Source organism: Paenibacillus sp. WLX2291 (assembly GCF_046603665.1).
GTDB lineage: Bacteria > Bacillota > Bacilli > Paenibacillales > Paenibacillaceae > Saccharibacillus.
Genome location: NZ_CP176755.1, coordinates 3,678,415 through 3,696,523, shown reverse-complemented (window position 1 = coordinate 3,696,523; position 18,109 = coordinate 3,678,415). Strand labels below are relative to the sequence as shown.

The 18,109-nt window shown below is 47.1% G+C and carries 18 protein-coding genes; 15 read left to right on the top strand and 3 right to left on the bottom strand.

Annotation, left to right across the window (positions count from 1 at the left end; genetic code table 11):
* The first annotated feature begins 47 nt into the window (after positions 1-47).
* A complete protein-coding gene (locus tag ACDE64_RS15795; RefSeq protein WP_411343094.1) occupies positions 48-347 on the top strand; it encodes a DUF1507 family protein in 300 nt (99 codons plus the stop codon).
* 113 nt (positions 348-460) lie between these two features.
* On the opposite strand, the gene cax is transcribed toward ACDE64_RS15795, so the two are convergent.
* Entirely contained in the window at positions 461-1,534 is a 1,074-nt protein-coding gene (gene cax, locus ACDE64_RS15790; protein ID WP_411347447.1) for a calcium/proton exchanger, read from the bottom strand.
* A 202-nt stretch (positions 1,535-1,736) separates the two neighbouring features.
* On the opposite strand from cax, the gene ACDE64_RS15785 reads away from it, so the two are divergent.
* Positions 1,737-2,144, top strand: coding sequence for an Asp23/Gls24 family envelope stress response protein (locus tag ACDE64_RS15785; protein WP_411343092.1), 408 nt, complete (start codon positions 1,737-1,739; stop codon positions 2,142-2,144).
* A gap of 125 nt (positions 2,145-2,269) precedes the next feature.
* On the opposite strand, the gene ftsW is transcribed toward ACDE64_RS15785, so the two are convergent.
* On the bottom strand, positions 2,270-3,610 hold the full coding sequence (ftsW, locus tag ACDE64_RS15780) for a putative lipid II flippase FtsW (RefSeq protein ID WP_411343091.1): 1,341 nt from the start codon (positions 3,608-3,610) through the stop codon (positions 2,270-2,272).
* Positions 3,611-4,021: 411 nt separating this feature from the next.
* On the opposite strand from ftsW, the gene ACDE64_RS15775 reads away from it, so the two are divergent.
* From ACDE64_RS15775 to ACDE64_RS15745, 7 genes are all read left to right on the top strand, one after another.
* Complete coding sequence (locus ACDE64_RS15775) at positions 4,022-5,203, top strand: M20 metallopeptidase family protein (RefSeq protein ID WP_411347446.1); 1,182 nt, start codon at positions 4,022-4,024, stop codon at positions 5,201-5,203.
* Between the two features lie 138 nt (positions 5,204-5,341).
* Positions 5,342-5,785 carry a YlbF family regulator gene (locus ACDE64_RS15770; RefSeq protein WP_411347445.1) on the top strand — a complete coding sequence of 148 codons (444 nt, stop codon included), beginning with the start codon at positions 5,342-5,344 and terminating at the stop codon, positions 5,783-5,785.
* On the top strand, positions 5,757-6,071 hold the full coding sequence (locus ACDE64_RS15765; RefSeq protein ID WP_411343088.1) for a YlbG family protein: 315 nt from the start codon (positions 5,757-5,759) through the stop codon (positions 6,069-6,071). Before ACDE64_RS15770 ends, ACDE64_RS15765 begins: the two co-directional genes overlap by 29 nt.
* Positions 6,072-6,551: 480 nt before the next feature.
* A complete protein-coding gene (locus ACDE64_RS15760; RefSeq protein ID WP_411343087.1) occupies positions 6,552-6,989 on the top strand; it encodes a hypothetical protein in 438 nt (145 codons plus the stop codon).
* 231 nt (positions 6,990-7,220) lie between these two features.
* The gene (locus tag ACDE64_RS15755; protein ID WP_411347444.1) at positions 7,221-8,123 is read left to right on the top strand and encodes a selenium metabolism-associated LysR family transcriptional regulator; all 903 of its coding nucleotides are present in this window, start codon (positions 7,221-7,223) and stop codon (positions 8,121-8,123) included.
* Between the two features lie 86 nt (positions 8,124-8,209).
* A complete protein-coding gene (locus tag ACDE64_RS15750) occupies positions 8,210-9,070 on the top strand; it encodes a PHP domain-containing protein (protein WP_411347443.1) in 861 nt (286 codons plus the stop codon).
* A 161-nt stretch (positions 9,071-9,231) separates the two neighbouring features.
* Entirely contained in the window at positions 9,232-9,978 is a 747-nt protein-coding gene (locus ACDE64_RS15745) for an NAD-dependent epimerase/dehydratase family protein (RefSeq protein ID WP_411347442.1), read from the top strand.
* Between the two features lie 134 nt (positions 9,979-10,112).
* Here the strand turns inward: ACDE64_RS15745 and ACDE64_RS15740 are convergent, their stop codons facing one another.
* The gene (locus tag ACDE64_RS15740; protein ID WP_411347441.1) at positions 10,113-11,990 is read right to left on the bottom strand and encodes an NFACT family protein; all 1,878 of its coding nucleotides are present in this window, start codon (positions 11,988-11,990) and stop codon (positions 10,113-10,115) included.
* A gap of 592 nt (positions 11,991-12,582) precedes the next feature.
* On the opposite strand from ACDE64_RS15740, the gene dapF reads away from it, so the two are divergent.
* The 6 genes from dapF (at position 12,583) to rpoZ (ending at position 17,697) form a co-directional block, all read left to right on the top strand.
* Positions 12,583-13,419, top strand: coding sequence for a diaminopimelate epimerase (gene dapF, locus ACDE64_RS15735; RefSeq protein WP_411347440.1), 837 nt, complete (start codon positions 12,583-12,585; stop codon positions 13,417-13,419).
* A 221-nt stretch (positions 13,420-13,640) separates the two neighbouring features.
* Entirely contained in the window at positions 13,641-15,533 is a 1,893-nt protein-coding gene (locus ACDE64_RS15730) for a bifunctional homocysteine S-methyltransferase/methylenetetrahydrofolate reductase (RefSeq protein WP_411347439.1), read from the top strand.
* 32 nt (positions 15,534-15,565) lie between these two features.
* Positions 15,566-16,459 carry a YicC/YloC family endoribonuclease gene (locus ACDE64_RS15725; RefSeq protein ID WP_411350315.1) on the top strand — a complete coding sequence of 298 codons (894 nt, stop codon included), beginning with the start codon at positions 15,566-15,568 and terminating at the stop codon, positions 16,457-16,459.
* Between the two features lie 63 nt (positions 16,460-16,522).
* Positions 16,523-16,783 carry an extracellular matrix/biofilm regulator RemA gene (gene remA, locus ACDE64_RS15720; protein WP_017814687.1) on the top strand — a complete coding sequence of 87 codons (261 nt, stop codon included), beginning with the start codon at positions 16,523-16,525 and terminating at the stop codon, positions 16,781-16,783.
* Positions 16,784-16,845: 62 nt separating this feature from the next.
* Positions 16,846-17,418, top strand: coding sequence for a guanylate kinase (gene gmk / locus ACDE64_RS15715; RefSeq protein ID WP_411343079.1), 573 nt, complete (start codon positions 16,846-16,848; stop codon positions 17,416-17,418).
* Positions 17,419-17,463: 45 nt separating this feature from the next.
* Positions 17,464-17,697, top strand: a complete 234-nt coding sequence (rpoZ, locus tag ACDE64_RS15710) for a DNA-directed RNA polymerase subunit omega (protein WP_411343078.1) — start codon at positions 17,464-17,466, stop codon at positions 17,695-17,697.
* Positions 17,698-18,109 lie beyond the last annotated feature (412 nt).

Below are 18,109 nucleotides of genomic sequence, written 5' to 3'. Positions count from 1 at the left end.
TTAGGAGTAGTAATGGCCGAGAGTTCTTGAACATAGGGGGGAAGAACATGACTTCATCTGATCTGCAAGAGCAGTTGAATATAAAAGCATTAAATCTTCTGCAAGAAGATGCATATAAAATTGAAAAGTTGATTGAAATCCAGATGGAGAATCTGGACACCCGGTATTGTCCTCTCTATGAGGAAGTGCTGGATACACAGGTGTACGGTTTTTCCAAGGAAGTCGATTTTGCGATTCGTGCAGGTCTAGTGTCCGAACCTGTAGGAAAACAGTTGATTAGTAGCCTGGAACGCAATTTGTCAGTCCTGTATGAAGCGATGAATAATAAGACACAGTCTGCTGAGTAGGAACTGTGAATCACATAGAGATGCCTGTACCCCAGTGTTGGAGTACAGGCATTTTTTGTTGCGTATTCGGTTGTTACACATGTGGTTTTATTGGTAACGCGACATTGGAGTATTCAGACCATATAGAACGATACGCCGAGAATGATATACACGACCATAAGCAATGTACCTTCATACCAATTGGTAGAACCGTCCTGAATGATCGATTTGGCGATAAAAACCGAGACCAGAATCGCCACTAGCTCCAGTGTAGTAAATACGATATCCATCGTATTGCCAAGGAAGAAGCTAACGAAGATCAGTACGGGTGCAACGAACAAGGCAATTTGCAAGCTACTGCCGACAGCAATTTCGACAGAGGCGCCGATTTTGTTTTTCATCGCTAGCAAGATTGCAGCGCTATGCTCGGCGGCATTACCAATGATCGCTACGACAAATGCTCCGACAAACAGCTCACTGAAGCCAAAGCTTTCTGTAAATGTCTCCAGCGTGCCGACGAGCCACTCGCTGACAAATGCAGTCATTACAGTAGCAATCAACAGATACAGAATGGAGCGACCTTTGCTCCACGCCGGTTCTTCTTCGTGTTCCTCTGTGCCGTCACCCTTCGGCGTCTTCACATCAGCTAGATAATTTTTGTGCGTTACCATGGAGAAAATTAGCCAAGCGATATACGCGAGGATGAGCAATCCCGCTACGATCAGACTCAGCATATTCACTTGGGTATGCGTGATCGAATGCGTGTTCAGGAACAGAGCGGGAACGAACAGGGCAATGACCGCCACGATCATTAAGGAACCGTTCATATTCGCCAGTGCCACATTGAAGTTCTGCACTTTGTGCTTCAAGCCGCCTGCAAAAATACTCAGTCCGAGCACGAGCAACAGGTTCCCGATAATTGAACCAGTCAGACTCGCTTTGACCATATCGTACAATCCTTCACGCAACAGCATGATCGCGATGATCAATTCCGCCGCATTGCCAAACGTCGCATTCAGAAATCCGCCCAGCCGCTGACCGGCATAATGGGCAACACTTTCAGTGGCGCGTCCAAGGAATCCGGCAACCAGCACGACGGCAATCGCCGAGAACACGAACTGGATGACTGGATTGAAGCCGGCATAATGGGCGATGGCGCTGAGTACGAAGAAAATTGCAAGCAGAATGGTAGATAAATGCTTTTTCATATTGCCACCTCACTATGTAAATTCTTAAACAATATACCCAATATACATGGCAAAGTAAACGTTTTGAGGATAGTAGAATATGATGATGAAATTTTAATTTTGAATATACGCGCTGGATGCAATAAAATAGAGGTGTAGTCATTATGCGATTTGAGCTTATAGTATATGCAATGTAGTTGTTCAAATCCAGAGGAGGATGGGCATGACCGAATCATTACAATTAGAGATGGGCACTATAAAAATAGCTGATGATGTCGTAGCCAAAGTAGCAGGCATGGCCGCACTGGAAACTCCGGGAATCGCTGCTATGTCTGGCGGTTTGTCGGAAGGCTTTGCTAAACGTCTGAGTGGCAAAAACGTGCAGAAAGGCGTAACCGTAGAGGTTGGACAGCTAGAAGCTGCGATTGATCTACGTATTATCGTCCTGTATGAAACGCCGATTCATGAAGTCTGCCGGATGCTTCAGCAGAATGTTCGCGAAGCGGTAGAGAATCTGACCGGACTCAAGGTCGTTGAAGTCAATGTAAAGGTGGAAGGTGTCGCCTTCAAGGATGAACTGGTTGAGATCGACAAGCTAAAAGGCACAGGTAATCATTTCAAAGTGCTATAAAACAAGGTAAAGTCTATGAAAAGGGCAAAGTGTGAACAAAAAAGTAAAGTAAGAATAAAAAAGGAACAGCAGAAGAATCCTGCTGTTCCTTTTTTGTTGTAATCTCAAGATCAATCATGCTGTCCTTATTTCATCCGCATGGAGATCGATTGTCGGCGAGTGGTACGTTCGTTGCCGGACGATTTCTGTTCTGCCAACGCCCGATTCGTTTCGCGCGAGATACTGAGCATAATCCCCATGCTAACCATCATAACCATCAACGAGGTACCACCGTAACTGATGAATGGCAGCGGAACACCTGTTAATGGAATCGTATTGGTAACACCGCCGATATTAATAAATGCCTGAATCGCAAACAGTCCCATAATACCGACACCAACGAGCGTTCCGAATATATCCGGGCAACGGAGTGCAATCCATACACCTCTGATAATAAAGTAAGCATAGATCAAAAGGAACAATGTTGTACCGACAAAGCCAAATTCCTCACCGATAACGGAGAAAATAAAGTCATTATACGGGTTCGGTAGATAATGCAGCTTTTGAATACTTTGACCAAATCCAGAACCGGTAAATCCACCCTGACCGATGGCGGTCAAGGATTGGATCAGGTTATACCCTGCTCCCTGTGGATCGGTAAATGGATCAAGGAATGTCTGAATCCGATCTGCTCGATAATTGGAAGAAGAAGCTTGATCGCTATCATGACTGAGTAGTGCCTTACCACCAAGCACTAGCGCCATTGCTAATACTAGCAGCAGCAGTGAGCCTAGAATATGCTTCATGCTCGCGCCACCGACATAGATGATCAGACCGGCAGTTGCTACCAGAATCATACACGTACCTAGATCGGGCTGTAACATGATCAGACCAGCAACCAGACCGACAATGAACATAACCGGAATATAACCGGAGCGCAGATCACGGAATTTCTCGCCCTTTTTGGCAATCAATGCGGACAGATAGAGAATGACCGCCAGCTTGGCAAATTCGCCGGGTTGTAACGAGAGCCCGCCGATTTTGATCCAACTGCGCGCACCGTTGATGTGCGAACCTGCAATCAGTACAACGACCAACAGGAAAATCGTAAACAAGAAGAACGGTGCAAACCACTTTTTATATTTGCTGTAATGTGCCTTCATCGCAAAAAACATACCGATCAGTCCAATGACAGCGAACATGAGGTGTTTTTTGGTGAAGTACATTGAATCGTAATTGAATGATTTACTTGTAAAAGTTAGACTCGAACTCGCACTGAATACCATTAGAATACCAAAGCCTACTAATACGAGTGTAAGCACCAATAATTGAAAATCCGGTGCGCCCTGCTTCAGCACTTTGCGTTCTGGCTGGGCGGGGTTTGGAATGTTGCGCACATTGCTGCGACTGTTTCCACCATTGCGGTAACGGTCTGCCAGACTTTGCGGCTGATTAGAGCGTGAAACGTTTTGTCTCATCTTATTCATGATGTATCCCCGATAACGGAACGGATATGTACACATGCAATGAATGTCGAGCAGTATGTAAATGGTTGCTCTTCATGTACAAATCCCCCCTCTGTAAATTGAAAAACCAATGATACCAGTCAGCATTGCAAACGTTGGAACATAGTCATAAAGCCTTGATAACCGTTTGCAAAATTATGTTAAGTTTATGTTCTCATGATAGTACGTTTTACGTAAGGGTGCAAGCTTTCGCAGGAGGGAAATGACGTATATTTGGCGTTGTCAATCATTACTGTGAAAAGAGCATTTTACAAACGGTACGTTTTCAGTCAGAATAATGCCTAAAGATTTATTTAACCTGATGAACAATATTGAAACAAAAATATTGGAATAGAAATAGAGTCGGTCAATGGATAGGAGGATGGAGTTCAGATGGGGGACTACCACTGGGAGGAACGATTAACGGAAATGGTGGAATGGCGGCGGCATTTGCATCGTCATCCAGAGCTGTCTTTTCAAGAATATGAGACGATGGCATTTATTGCGGACAAGCTACGCTCGTTCGGTGTAGAGACGAAGGAACAGGTTGGCGATACCGGCGTGCTTGGCGTCATTCGTGGTACACAACCGGGCAAAGTAGTCGCGCTGCGCGCAGATATGGATGCTCTGCCGATTCAAGATGAGAAGGATTGCGAGTATGCTTCCACGGTCCAGGGAGTGATGCATGCATGCGGTCATGACGGTCACACGTCAGGCTTACTGGAAGTAGCACGGTATTTTAGCCAGCGCCGTGAGCAGTTGAAGGGTGAGATTCGCTTTATTTTTCAACCCGGTGAGGAAGTGTGCCCGGGCGGAGCACTGAAAATGATAGAAGCTGGTGTGCTGGATGGCGTGGATGTGATCTACGGCGTGCATCTGTGGACGCCCATTCCATATGGTCAACTTGCCAGTGCGCCGGGACCTGTGATGGCATCGACAGATGAGTTCTTTATTGACGTTATTGGAAAAGGCGGTCATGGCGGAATGCCGCATGATACGGTGGACAGCCTTCTAGTCGGTGCGCAGCTTGTCGTACAACTGCAATCCATCGTCAGCCGTAATGTGAATCCGCTGCATCCCGCTGTGCTGACAGTTGGTACATTTAATAGCGGTACAGCACAGAATGTTATTGCGGAACAGAGCCGAATTACTGGTACGGTACGTGCTTTTGACGAACAGACGCGTATGCTGATCAAGCGCCGTATTCACGAAGTGGCAGAGCAGCTGTGTGCGCTGAACGGTGCTGAATCCAAAGTCGAATATCTAATGGGATATCCGACACTGGTTAATCACGAAGGCGAGACAGAACGGTTTTTCCGAGTGGCACGCTCGATATTCGCGGAGGAGCAGGTGGTGCAGACGCCACCGATGATGCCTGCTGAGGACTTTGCTTATTATGTACAGCAGGTGCCAGGCTGCTTTATATTCGTCGGTGCAGGCAACCCGGAGACTGGAGCAGTGTATCCGCATCATCATGCACGCTTTGATATCGACGAGCGTGCCATGGTGAATGCAGCGCAGATTCTGATCTCTTTGACTGAGGATGTGCTCTCGAATAGCAACGGAGCCAGCTAACCTGCTGATGGCAGGATGATTCACATGGATAGCCTGTTTTTGACAAAAGGGCTTCTAATCTGTTCTTGGCTTATGCTATGATGGGATAGACAGCGTGGAGAGGCGTTGTCCATTATATAGAGGAATGGGATGAACTTCATGAGCGTTACCGAGACAAGAACGGTTGACATGGCCGAAGTACTGCTTTGCGCCTATGATCTGGGCGATATGATCAACAATTCTATCGAAGTCGCTAATTATCTATATTGGAAAGAACGGATGCAGCAGCATCCTGACGTCCAGCGTTTGATCATAAAGCTTAATAGTAAGAAGGAACTTTTCGAGGAAACCCAGCGTTTTGGGCATTTCCATCCGAACTACCATGCTGCTAGAGAAGAAGTGGAGGCAGTGCAGGAGGAAATGCAGCGGATTGAGGCGGTACGTCGGTTTAGCGAAGCCGAGAGTAACCTAGACCGGATGCTGTATGAGATGTCGGAGAAGATTGCACATTCCGTTTCCCAGACGATCAAGGTTCCAAGTAATGATCCTTTACCAAAAGGAGGCGGATGCGGTAGTGGAGGCTCATGTGGATGCGGAGGATAACATTCCGCCAAAAGAAGAACTGACATTTCCAGAGCGCATCGGCTATATCATTTGGGTGAGTGATATCAAGTCTGCACGTAATCTGGAAAAGTACGGCTGTGTGCATTACATTTCACGCCGTATGCATTATGTCGTTATGTACGTAAATGCTGACAAGGCAGAGAATACCTTGAAAAATGTAAACAAATTGTCCTATGTGCGCAAAGTAGAGCGCTCGTATCGGAATGAGATCAAGACCGAGTACAGCAAAAAGGTACCCGACCCGACCCAGTTTTTCGGCATTTAAGCAACGACCGCAGAGTAGCGGCCGTCAACATCCGGCTGTGATCTGCGGGTTTTATTATAGTATTCACGGTGCAGGCAGCATGGAATGATTCTATGTTGCCGTGCCGTTGCAATTAACGAGCATACTAGCGGCCGCAGGGCCGCTTTTTTTTATGGAGATATGGCAAACGGTTACAATAAAAAGGAAGTAAATGTAATAAAATTCAAAAATATATAAGCAATTATTTTAAAAAGTTAAAAATATGGGTTAAAAGATAGTAGGGAAGTGTCGATATAATGCTTAATGGGACTCAAGCACTGATTAAGAAGTGCATTAAGTTAGCCAAATGGGTCCATACTGAAAATTTTAAAGAATATACGCCAAGTCGGGAAATGACAATGATAATGAAGCCCCTGAATGTAGGTCTAAAGATTTACAACTGATAATAAAGGGGAAAATACTTAGGTAATAAGACCTGTAAAGATGGGGAGTGAGTAATGAATGAGAGACAAAGTTATGGAGCGCTGGAGCACCTATGAACCTTTTCATGTTGTGCTCGGGGAAAAGAAAGTAGCCGATATCGTTATCACCAATCATGCCATCAGCCGTTACAACGACCGGATTGCCAAAGGCCAAACGCCGATTGAAGATATTGCCGGTTTCATGTGGGATAGCCTGAAGCAAAATCGCATCGTATCGTACTACCGTAAGGAAGAAGATGTGTACCTGATTGATGAAGATATCGTAGTGGTGGCAGAATTCGCTGAACTGCCGGGCGAATTTGATCTGACTGGCAACCCGCTGCACAAAATGATTGTGGTTACGTTCCTTGGCAAAATGTCCGAAACGATTGAACTCCGCGATCTGAAATCGTATTACTCCTGGCTGAGACACTCCCGTCGCATGACGCTGATCAAAAACAGCCGTAAGCGTAAATAATAATCTTTACAGGTTAGTATCAATATCGATAATTGTTTAATCAAGTAAAACCAGAGTCTGCTATTGCGGGCTCTTTTTTGCGTTATGCGTATGGTTGTATATTTCTTTTACTACTTTTCATACCGTCGTGCGAGTAACGATTACCAATGTCTGCTGATCGCAGTGCCATCTGGAAGACACACACAGTAGGGATAGGGTACAATAAAGTGGAAAGCAGGGAGGGAAACGGCATTGGCATTTAATTTTCATCAATTGCATATTTTTTATACGGTTGCTGAACGTGGCAGCTTTTCGGCGGCGGCGCAAGCGCTGCATATGACTCAACCAGCAGTGACGATGCAAGTACAGTCATTGGAAGATCATTTTAGTACCAAGTTGTTTATCCGTACGACCAAAAAGATCGAACTGTCGGAAGCAGGTCATGTGCTGATGCCGTTCGCTCGGCGTGGTATTGAATTGATGCGGGAAACGGATGCGGCGATGTCACGGTTTACCGACGATCTGGCAGGGAGATTGTTGCTCGGAGCAAGTAATACGATCGGTGAATATGTGTTACCTCGCTTACTTGTACCGCTTGGTCAGCGTTATCCCGAGATGAAAGTGATGCTCAAAATTATGAATACGACGCAGATTCTAGATGAGATTAGCCGCAATCGGCTCGATTTTGGATTGATTGAAGCGCCGGTGGAGCATCCAGATATGACGATCAATCCGGTCATGCAGGATGAGTTAAAACTGATCGTACCCGGCGATCATCCATTGGTTGCTCAGCATAGTGTTACGCTAGATGATGTACTGCAATACCCGTTTGTATTGCGAGAAAAAGGTTCAGGTACGCGTCAGGTAATGGAAGAGGAGTTTATTCGTCATCATGTCGATCTGGCACAGATTCGTACGGTGATGGAATTAGGCAGCACTGGAGCTGTAAAATCAGCCGTCGAAGCCGGGCTTGGAATTACGATCTTATCGCCTTCCTCGGTGAAGCATGAGGTAGCGTTAGGTTTACTCAAAATACTCACCATTGAAGGGCTATCGTTTCCACGCCAGTTTTATTCGATTCATCTTAAATCAACACTATTAAGCATGCCCGCGACGGCATTTTTGCAATTTTTGCAGGAGTATTCGTTAGATTAGTTGGATTAGTTGGATGATGCTCAAACGATACAAACAAGTTTCCTACCTGAATGTATATGAATCCGCAATGAACAGGAGTGAGCATAATGAACGAGCAGCAACATGTACAGCTAGCATTTGCCGATTTGCATACCCATACGCAGGCATCTGACGGTATGAATACACCATCGGATAACGTACGCCTTGCAGCGGAAGCGGGACTGAGTGCACTTGCTATTACCGATCACGATACTGTTGCCGGAGTGGCAGAAGCGATGGCTGCCGGTGAGCAGCATGGGGTAACCGTCGTACCCGGCGTGGAAATCAGTACAATGCAAGATGGCAAAGATATTCATATTCTCGGCTATTATATCGATACAACCGATGTGATTTTCTTGGAACGATTGGCTGATTTGCGCCGCATTCGTGACGACCGCAATGAGCTGATATTAGCAAAGCTGCGTGAACTCGGTATCCAGATTACGATGGACGATGTATTGACCCAGCTTGGTCGTGAATTGTTGCCAGATGAGAGTATTGGACGACCGCATATGGCAGATGTACTAGTAGCCAAAGGGTATGTGCAAGATATGCGTGAAGCCTTTGATCAATATCTGGCGCAAGGAGCCGCTGCGTACGTATCGCCGCCACGGATTACACCAGCCGAAGCAACACAATGGATTATCGAAGCGGGCGGTACACCCGTGATGGCACATCCGGGCATTTATGGAGATGATGATCTCGTATCGCGTATTTTCGATCAGAGCGATCTGGCAGGTATTGAAGTGTATCATTCCGATCATTCACCGGACGATGAGCAGCGCTATCTGAAGCTTGCTGAACAGCGTGGGCTGATTGTTACGGGCGGTTCGGATTACCACGGTGAACGGCAGGGCAAAGTATTTCATGGTCCACTTGGTGGACGCAAAGTTCCAGTTGCAGTGCTGAAGCAGCTTGCTCCTGCTTGAATTACGTAATACGTACGTTCCCGATTATAATGAACTACTGTAGTAGCATACCGGATATAATTAAACTGGATTTGGATTTGGATTTGGATTTGGATTTGGATTTGGATTTGGAACTGCGTAGTCTGTACAATACCAGCTGATGGTAAAAGGAGCGATCTTGCATGCGTGTTCTGATTACAGGTTCTTCTGGCAAAATCGGTACGATTGTGACACAGCATCTTATAGATAAGCATGAGCTGATTCTCGCTGATTTGCATTTTGATCATTTGGCGGATGACATCAAGCAGCGAACTACGCAGCATGTTGTCAATCTGGCTGATCCCGATGCTTGTCTGGAACTGACTGCGGGTGTGGACTTGGTCGTTCATCTTGCAGGCAATCCGTCACCAGATGCGGAATTTTATGATTCTTTGCTCAACGACAATATGAAAAGTAGCTATAATCTGTTTGCTGCTTGTCAGCAAAATGGAGTATCTCGGATTGTGTTTGCCAGCAGTGCTCAGGTGATGGAAGCGTACCCTGTGGATGTGCAGACAACGACAACTATGCAGATTCGTCCCAAAAATATGTACGGAGTGAGCAAAGCTTTTGTTGAATCGCTTGCCAGCTATTATGCATATGAATGTGGGATGGAAAGTGTAGGGCTGCGAATTGGCGCGTTTGATGAATTTCAACACGGCAAGCCTATGACAGCGCGCGATATGAGTGCTTATATTAGTCCGGCAGATATATGCCAGCTGGTCGAAAAAGCATTGATCACTCCGTTAAAAGAACCATTTCTACTCGTGAATGCGATCTCGAACAATCGGTTCAAACGATTGAGTATCGAAGATGCTATTCAAGCGTTGGATTATCGACCACAGGACGATGCGTTTGCTTTGCAGCATATTTTTAAAGAGGATTCATAACGGGAGTTTGTTTCTTTTCTAATGAAGTATATGAAAAAGCGTTCTTGAAGTCTGCAATAGACGATCAAGAACGCTTTTTTGTAATGTGAAAAGGTTGAATTGGCTGCGATGGTATAGAGTTGAATTTAGAACGATCAGGCTTTGATTGTACTCGTAAGTTTCTTGATCACATCAGCTTCTGGAGTAATAAACAGTGTCGTTTGATGATCGTAAATCACAAAGCCCGGTTTGGCACCATTTGGCTTATGCACATGGCGAATCTGAGTGTAATCGACCGGTACGCTGCTGGATTCTTTGGCTTGGCTAAAATAAGCAGCCAGCTGTGCCGCTTCCGCTAGTGTAGCATCGCCGTATTCACTGCTGCGAATGACGACGTGCGAACCCGGAATATCTTTCGTATGCAGCCATGTATCGTTGTTGCTCGCCATTTTGTTGGTGATGTATTCGTTTTGCAGATTGTTTTTGCCGACATACATTTCGATGCCTTCACTGGATGTGTAAATATGCAGCGTTGGGCGATTGTCTTTTTTCTTCTTTTTCGCCTTTTTGTTGCGATTGCGAACGTAGCCCTGTTCCGCCAGTTCTTCGCGAATCTCGTCGATATCTTGCAAAGCGGCACTTTGCAGTTGTTGTAGCAGGGAGTCGAGATAAGCGATTTCCGCATGTGTTTTGATCAGCTGTTCCTCGATCACGGCAAGGCTGTTTTTGTATTTGTTATACCGTTTGAAATAGCGCTGCGCATTGTCCGAAGGATTCAGCTGCGGATCAAGTGCAATCGTAATAGGACGCTGTTCTTCGTCGTAAAAGTTGACCAGCTCAATCTGCTTGTCGCCTCTACTGATCTGATGCAGCGAAGCGAATAGCAATTCGCCCTGAATGCGATATTTCTCTGCATCGCCTGCTTCCAGTTGATCCTTATGCAGATTGTCGAGCTTTTTGATGTTTTTGCTGCGTTCATTTTGTAAAAAGCGCAGTAGATCGCTCGTCTTCTGTTTGACTGTATCGCGCTCGGCTTTGTCGCCGTAATAAGCTTCCATGCAAGCGCTGATAGAATCGTACGACTTGGCTTCGTCCACTACCTGTGTCAACGGAACCGCTGAGAAAATAATTTTCCCGCGCGAATTCAGCCCGCTGGACGGAGCAAACTCTCCTGTTCGCACCGTATCCATCAATGCTGCAAAAGCAGACCACAGAGCTTCTTGTTCCAAACGCACAGCATTCAACACGACCGTTGTGGAAGGTTCTGCTGGTGGTGTTGAATCATGACTATCGCTTGTATGAGCATTGACTGTGTTGTCTGTATCTGTTGCGCTATTGGCTGGTTCAGTGTACGTAATTTGAGGTGTTTCCAGTTGAGCACCATTGTTCAGTGCGCGTTGAACGATCTCATCCGCAATAAGCGGACTCATGCCGGTAAACGCATTGACGATAAAACGAGACGACGGATCAGGGCTTTCGCGATAAGCTTGAGCGAATTGCGGCTGCTCTACATCCAGCGGATTCAGCTTGTGCTGTTGCGGCGGCTCCTGATAGCTGAAGCCCGGCATAACGATCCGGTAACTACTAATTGCTGGTGTCACATGGTGAATACCGTCGAGAATATTACCGGTAGCCGGATCGACCAGAATGAGATTACTGTGGCGTCCCATCAGTTCAATGACGATCTTTTTGAGCGATACATCGCCGAGTTCATCACGTTGCCGAATATGGAAATGAATGATCCGCTCCATGCCCACCTGCTCAATACCTTCGATAATGCCGCTCTCGCAATGCTTGCGTAGCAGCATACAAAACATCGGTGCTTCCTGCGGATTCATAAACGATTGCTCGGTAAATTGCACACGCGGATACGTCGGATTCGCGCTTAGCACCAATTTGCGATTATCCCGTTGTGCACGAATTTGAAATACGATGTCGTTCTCAGTCGGTTGATGAATTTTATTAATACGCGATCCTACGAGCACTTGCAGCTCCTGTACGATCGCACGGGTTACAATACCATCCAATGCCATAATCTATAGTCTCCTTGAAATGTCTGAAATGTTCCACAGTGATAGGATGTTGTGCTTTAGCATCATGCACTTCGGAAAGGAATAAGGGAACGTCCTCCGTTCCGCGATGCTTGCAAACATCTCAATCTGTGCGAAGCATTTCGTTTTAGTAGTGTATGAAGTAGGGTGAAGAGATGTAAATGAGAGCTGATAGCAACTCTGTTATTTTCATTGTCCAACTTATCTATTATATCACCTAAAACTATCCTTATATCATATCTGATTTCTGATACATTTGAAATTCCTTGGAAATTCTTTCTGTACTTTACTGCTACTCCCTCCATCAAGAGGGATTTCTACATTTTTGCATAAGCACGGAGCGGAGGGAAAGGAATTTGGGCAAAGGACGACCTTGGAGGTGCGAGAATCTACAAGTTATCCCTCATCGTAGATTCTCGTGCCTCCACCGGAGTCCGTGCCCAAATCCTTTACCGCAGCGTTGTCCCTTCATCAGCGCAGCAGAATCCCCCTTAACCTACAATGAAGATCATGCTATGCTTACCCAGTAGATAACAAAGGAACAGCAGACAACAGAGCAAGGGAGAGAGCCGAAATGGAATTTACGAAAATGAATGGGTTGGGAAACGATTTTATCGTCGTACACGGTGAACCTTCCCTGCCTGCAAATGCAGCGGAGCTGGCGATTCGGCATTGTAATCGGTATTTTGGCATCGGTGCGGATGGATTGGTGTTTATTTTGCCATCGGCGCGTGCGGATGTGATGATGCGCATTATCAATTCGGATGGATCGGAAGCGGAGCAGTGTGGTAATGCGGTGCGCTGTGTTGCCAAATATGTGTATGATCGCCAGATTGTTGGTAGCACGGACATTCAGATCGAAACGATTGGTGCAGGTGTGCAGACAGTGAGCGTACAGGCGGAAAATGGCACAGCTCGTACGGTACGTGTTGATATGGGAGAGCCGATTTTGGAAGGGGAGCGGATTCCAGTAGCAGTCGCAGGGAATCCTGTGCTGGACGAGCCGATTGAGGTGAACGGGCAGCAATTTCGCTTCACTGCGGTGTCGATGGGCAATCCGCACTGTGTAATTTACGTAGAGGATGCGGCGAGCTTTGATCTGCATACATGGGGACCTTTGCTGGAGACGCATCCGTTATTTCCACGCAAAGTAAATGTGGAATTTACAACGGTGCAAAATCGCACCCATCTGGATATGCGTGTATGGGAGCGCGGAGCCGGACCTACGCTCGCCTGTGGTACTGGTGCTTGTGCAACTCTGGTTGCTTCCGTATTAAACGGACATGCAGATCGCAATGCAACGGTATCGCTCAAAGGCGGCGATCTGTATATCGAATGGGATGAAGCATCCAATCGGGTCTATATGACGGGACCGGCAGAAGCAGTATACAGCGGACAGACGCTGGATTGAATAGAATGTGAATGGAATGATTGTATGCCAGTCGATGCCACGGACTCGTTGATATACTGCGAGTCGGCATATGCCAAACATGCAAGGTTGCCTATGTATAATAATGGACTGCCACCTTACCATACACCCCTGTGCCTCGCTATACCTTTTAGCTATATCAGCCAGAATCTGCTAATTTGTATGTTACATTAAGCGTAAATGATGACAGCGAGGTGTAGCACATGAAGCCGGATTTACGGACAAGATGGACAGAAGGTGTTATCGTAGGCGATGGCGCGATGGGAACGTATTTATACCAGCTGGGCTTTCCGGTCGGTATTTCATATGAGGAACTGAATCTGCTGAATCCGCAGATGATTGAAGATATTCATCGGCAGTATGTGAACGCCGGTGCGCAGATGATCGAAACGAATACATTTTCCGCCAATTATGAGCGTCTGGCGAAGTTTGGGCTAGAGCATAAGGTGGAGGAGATTAATCGTGCAGGCGTGCGCATTGCGCGTCAGGCTGCTGGTGAACAAGCGTATGTGGTCGGTTCGGTGGGGGCGATTCGTGAAGGCAAGCGCTCCAATACGCCGCTGCCAGAGCTGCGCAAATATTTTCGCCAGCAATTGAATGCGATTCTGGCAGAAGGCGTGGATGGTATTTTGCTGGAAACGTTTTTCGAGCTGGAAGAACTGGCATTGGCACTTCGTCAGGTGCGGAAATTGACCGATATTCCAGTCATTTGCCAGCTGACCGTAGAAGATTCTGTACGTACGCAGGATGGATATCCTCTACCGGATGCGTTTGCGATTCTGGCGGAGGCGGGCGCAGATATGGTGGGACTGAATTGCCGCATCGGACCGAACGGCGTCATGAAGGCGCTAGAATACGTGCGTGGCAAGGTAGCATTGCCATTATCTGTGTATCCTGATGCAGGGGTAGCGAGTTATATTGATGGTGAATATCGGTACAAGGCGAAGCCGTCGTATTTTGGTCAGAGTGCAGTGCGGCTTGCAGAGCTTGGAGCACGAGTCGTGGGTGGATGCTGTGGTACGACGCCGAAGCATATTGCGGCAATGGCGCGCGCATTGGAAGATTATAGTTCGCCAGCGCTTGATTTCTCATCGGTCAAGGTGCCTTCCCCACAAGTAAGCATTACGATGGAAAAAGATATTTTACACGGCTGGGATTCCAATGGAGAAGATACGCCGCCGACACTGGTCGATCTCGTGCAGGAGCGTCCGACCGTTATCGTTGAGCTGGATCCGCCGCGCGATCTGGATATTGCTAACTTTATGGTAGGTGCCGAACTATTGAAAAAAGCGGGTGCCGATGCCGTCACCATGGCGGATAATTCGCTGGCAGTGACGCGTATGAGCAATATGGCGCTGGCACATCTCGTGCAGCGCGAAGTTGGACTACGTGCGCTCGTGCATATTACGTGCCGCGACCGTAATATGATCGGCAGTCAGTCGCATATGATGGGCTTAAACGCACTAGGAATCGACCATGTGCTTGCCGTAACCGGCGACCCGTCCAAATTTGGCGATCTGCCGGGAGCTAGTTCCGTGTACGATATGACTTCTTTTGATATGATAAAAATGATTAAGCAATTGAACGAGGGAGTTGCTTTTTCGGGTAAAACGCTCAAGCATCGCGCACGCTTCGTCGTCGGTGCAGCGTTCAATCCGAATGTGAAGCATCTGGACAAAGCCGTCCATCGGCTGGAAAAGAAAATCGCTGCCGGAGCTGATTATGTGATGACGCAGCCCGTTTATGATCCGCAGCTTATCGCCGATATTCGTGCGGCGACTCGTCATCTGGATGTGCCGGTATTCATCGGTATTATGCCGCTGGCGAGTGGGCGCAATGCAGAATATTTGCACAATGAGGTGCCGGGGATTCAGTTACCAGATCATATTCGTGGACGCATGTCCGGGCTGGAAGGTGAAGAAGGACGGCAAACTGGTGTGTTGATTGCACAGGAGCTGATTGACGTCGCACTGGAGCATTTTAACGGAATCTATATTATGACTCCATTCATGCTGTACGGCATGAGTGCCGCGCTGACGGAATATGTATGGGCAAAAGCAAAGCAGCGTCCGAACCCCTTGTTTCAAGGCAAATAATCAATTACAATAGGATAACGGATGTGATGCCGATGTCATTCAGTATGACCGGATACGGTCAGTCCGCCGTGCAATATGGCGGCTACAAAATCCAAATTGAAGTAAAATCCGTCAATCACCGCTATTGCGAAGTGATGCTACGTTTGCCACGCGAGTGGGCGGCAACGGAGGATGGACTGCGCAAGCTTGTACAGAGTCGTGTCAAGCGCGGGCGGATTGACGTGTTTGTAAACAGAGAACAGGCGGATGGACAGAAGTCGACGCTTCAGCTGGATCACTCGGCGGCACGCGCTTATTTGGCGGCGGCCACCGAGTTGAAGCAGCATTATGGCGTCGAAGGAACGCTGGAAGTCAGTCAATTGCTATCGCTGCTAGGTGTCATGAAGGCAATGGAAAGCGAGCATAGCAATGAAGAAGATCCGGAGCAGCTGCAAGCTTTGTTGCAGCAGGGATTGGACGAGGCGCTGAACGGTCTGCTGCATATGCGGGCAAGTGAAGGTCGGCACCTGGTCCTTGACCTGCAAAATCGTCTCCGGCATCTGGAACAGCTGTATGCGGAGATGCGCCGTCTGGCACCAACCGTGGTGGAGGAACACCGCACCCGGTTGCGACAGCGGCTAACCGAATTGCAGGACGGCAGTTTCCACTGGGACGAATCCAGAGTTGGAATGGAAGTGGCGGTATTCGCCGATCGTTCCAATATTGACGAGGAATTGACGCGTCTGATGAGTCATTTTGAACAGTTCCGGCAATTGATGGAGCAGAATGATTCGATCGGACGCAAGCTCGATTTCCTACTTCAGGAGATGAACCGGGAAGTCAATACGATTGGTTCCAAAGCCAATCATCTGGCTCTAGTTAACCATGTCGTCGAGATGAAAGCGGAGCTGGAAAAAATCCGTGAACAAGCCGCCAATTTGGAATAAGACCAATAAGCGACGTCAATTTCGGCGCGATTGAGTCACATGTATAGGGGGAAAAACCTGAAAATGGCAATCAAACTTATCAACATTGGCTTTGGGAATATTGTATCCGCCAACCGGATCATTTCTATTGTAAGCCCCGAATCCGCACCAATTAAACGGATCATTCAGGAAGCACGCGATCGCCATATGTTGATCGACGCGACGTACGGTAGACGTACACGCGCCGTGATCATTACGGACAGCGATCATGTGATTTTGTCGGCTGTACAGCCGGAAACTGTAGCACATCGTTTGTCCCTCAAGGATGACGATAACGACGAATAAACAAATACAGACTGCCGGCGCTTCCCAGGGGATAGAGTCGGTAGTCTACATTGGAGTGTATCATGTCTAAAGGATTATTATTTGTATTGTCCGGACCATCCGGTGTCGGCAAAGGAACAGTTAGTGCGGAACTGCGCACACGCCAACCGGAGCTGATTTACTCGGTATCGGCGACCACGCGTCAGCCGCGTACGGGCGAAGTGGATGGCGTAAATTACTTTTTCAAAACGCATGCAGAGTTTCAAACGATGATCGAAAACGACATGCTGCTGGAACATGCGCAGTATGTTGGTAATCATTATGGAACACCGCGCGATTTTGTAGAGCGTACGCTGGAAGCCGGCAACGACATTTTTCTGGAAATTGAAGTGCAGGGCGCACTGAAAGTGATGGAAAAGTTCCCGGAGGGAGTGTTTATTTTCCTAACGCCGCCTTCGTTTGAGGAACTGCAAAGTCGTCTACAGGGACGCGGTACGGAAACAGTAGATACGATCAACAGTCGCTTGACCGCAGCTGCGGACGAATTGGAAATGATGAAGCATTATGATTATTCCGTCGTCAATGATGAGATTCATCTGGCTTGCCAGCGCATTGAGAGCATTATTATCGCCGAACACTGCAAGATCCGCAAATAAACCCCGGAAGCATCAAGCTCCGGAAGAATATGAGGTGCGAAAGCCATGTTATATCCATCCATTGATGAAATGATGAACAAAGTAGACAGTAAGTATTCGCTCGTTGTTGCAGCATCCCGTCGTGCAAGACAACTGCGTGATGGTAGCAAAAGCGAACTGCATCATCCGAAAGCTCACAAATTCGTTGGTGTAGCATTGGAAGAAATCTACAACGACAACATCAAGATCGAGCGCAGAACCGAAGAGGAACTGGAACAAAGCGATCGCGAAAACCATTAATAGTTTCCAGCTATCCTGAATGGGATGGCGCCGGGCAATGATAACAACCGCAAGGTTGTTATTTTTTGTGTCCGCATTTGTGTCCGCGATAGGAGAAATTGCAGATAAAGTTATACAGTAGGCAGAAACAGCCCGTTTTCTAGTACATTCCGTGAACGTGGATCGGAGTATACAGAAACGGGCTTATATTATATACGATCATTCTATAGTTAGTATTACAATACTTAACGTATATGTACAGCTCTGTGAAGGTGCATGTGTAGCTCTGTGCATGATAGCACTTTGTATTGTGATTGCAGCGTAAATACTTTATCCAACATCATATTGGATGCCTGTATCCTTACAATATCTGTGTCATAATATAGAGGAAACATGAGCAAGGACTCTGAGCATGTATGAGATATGTATGGAT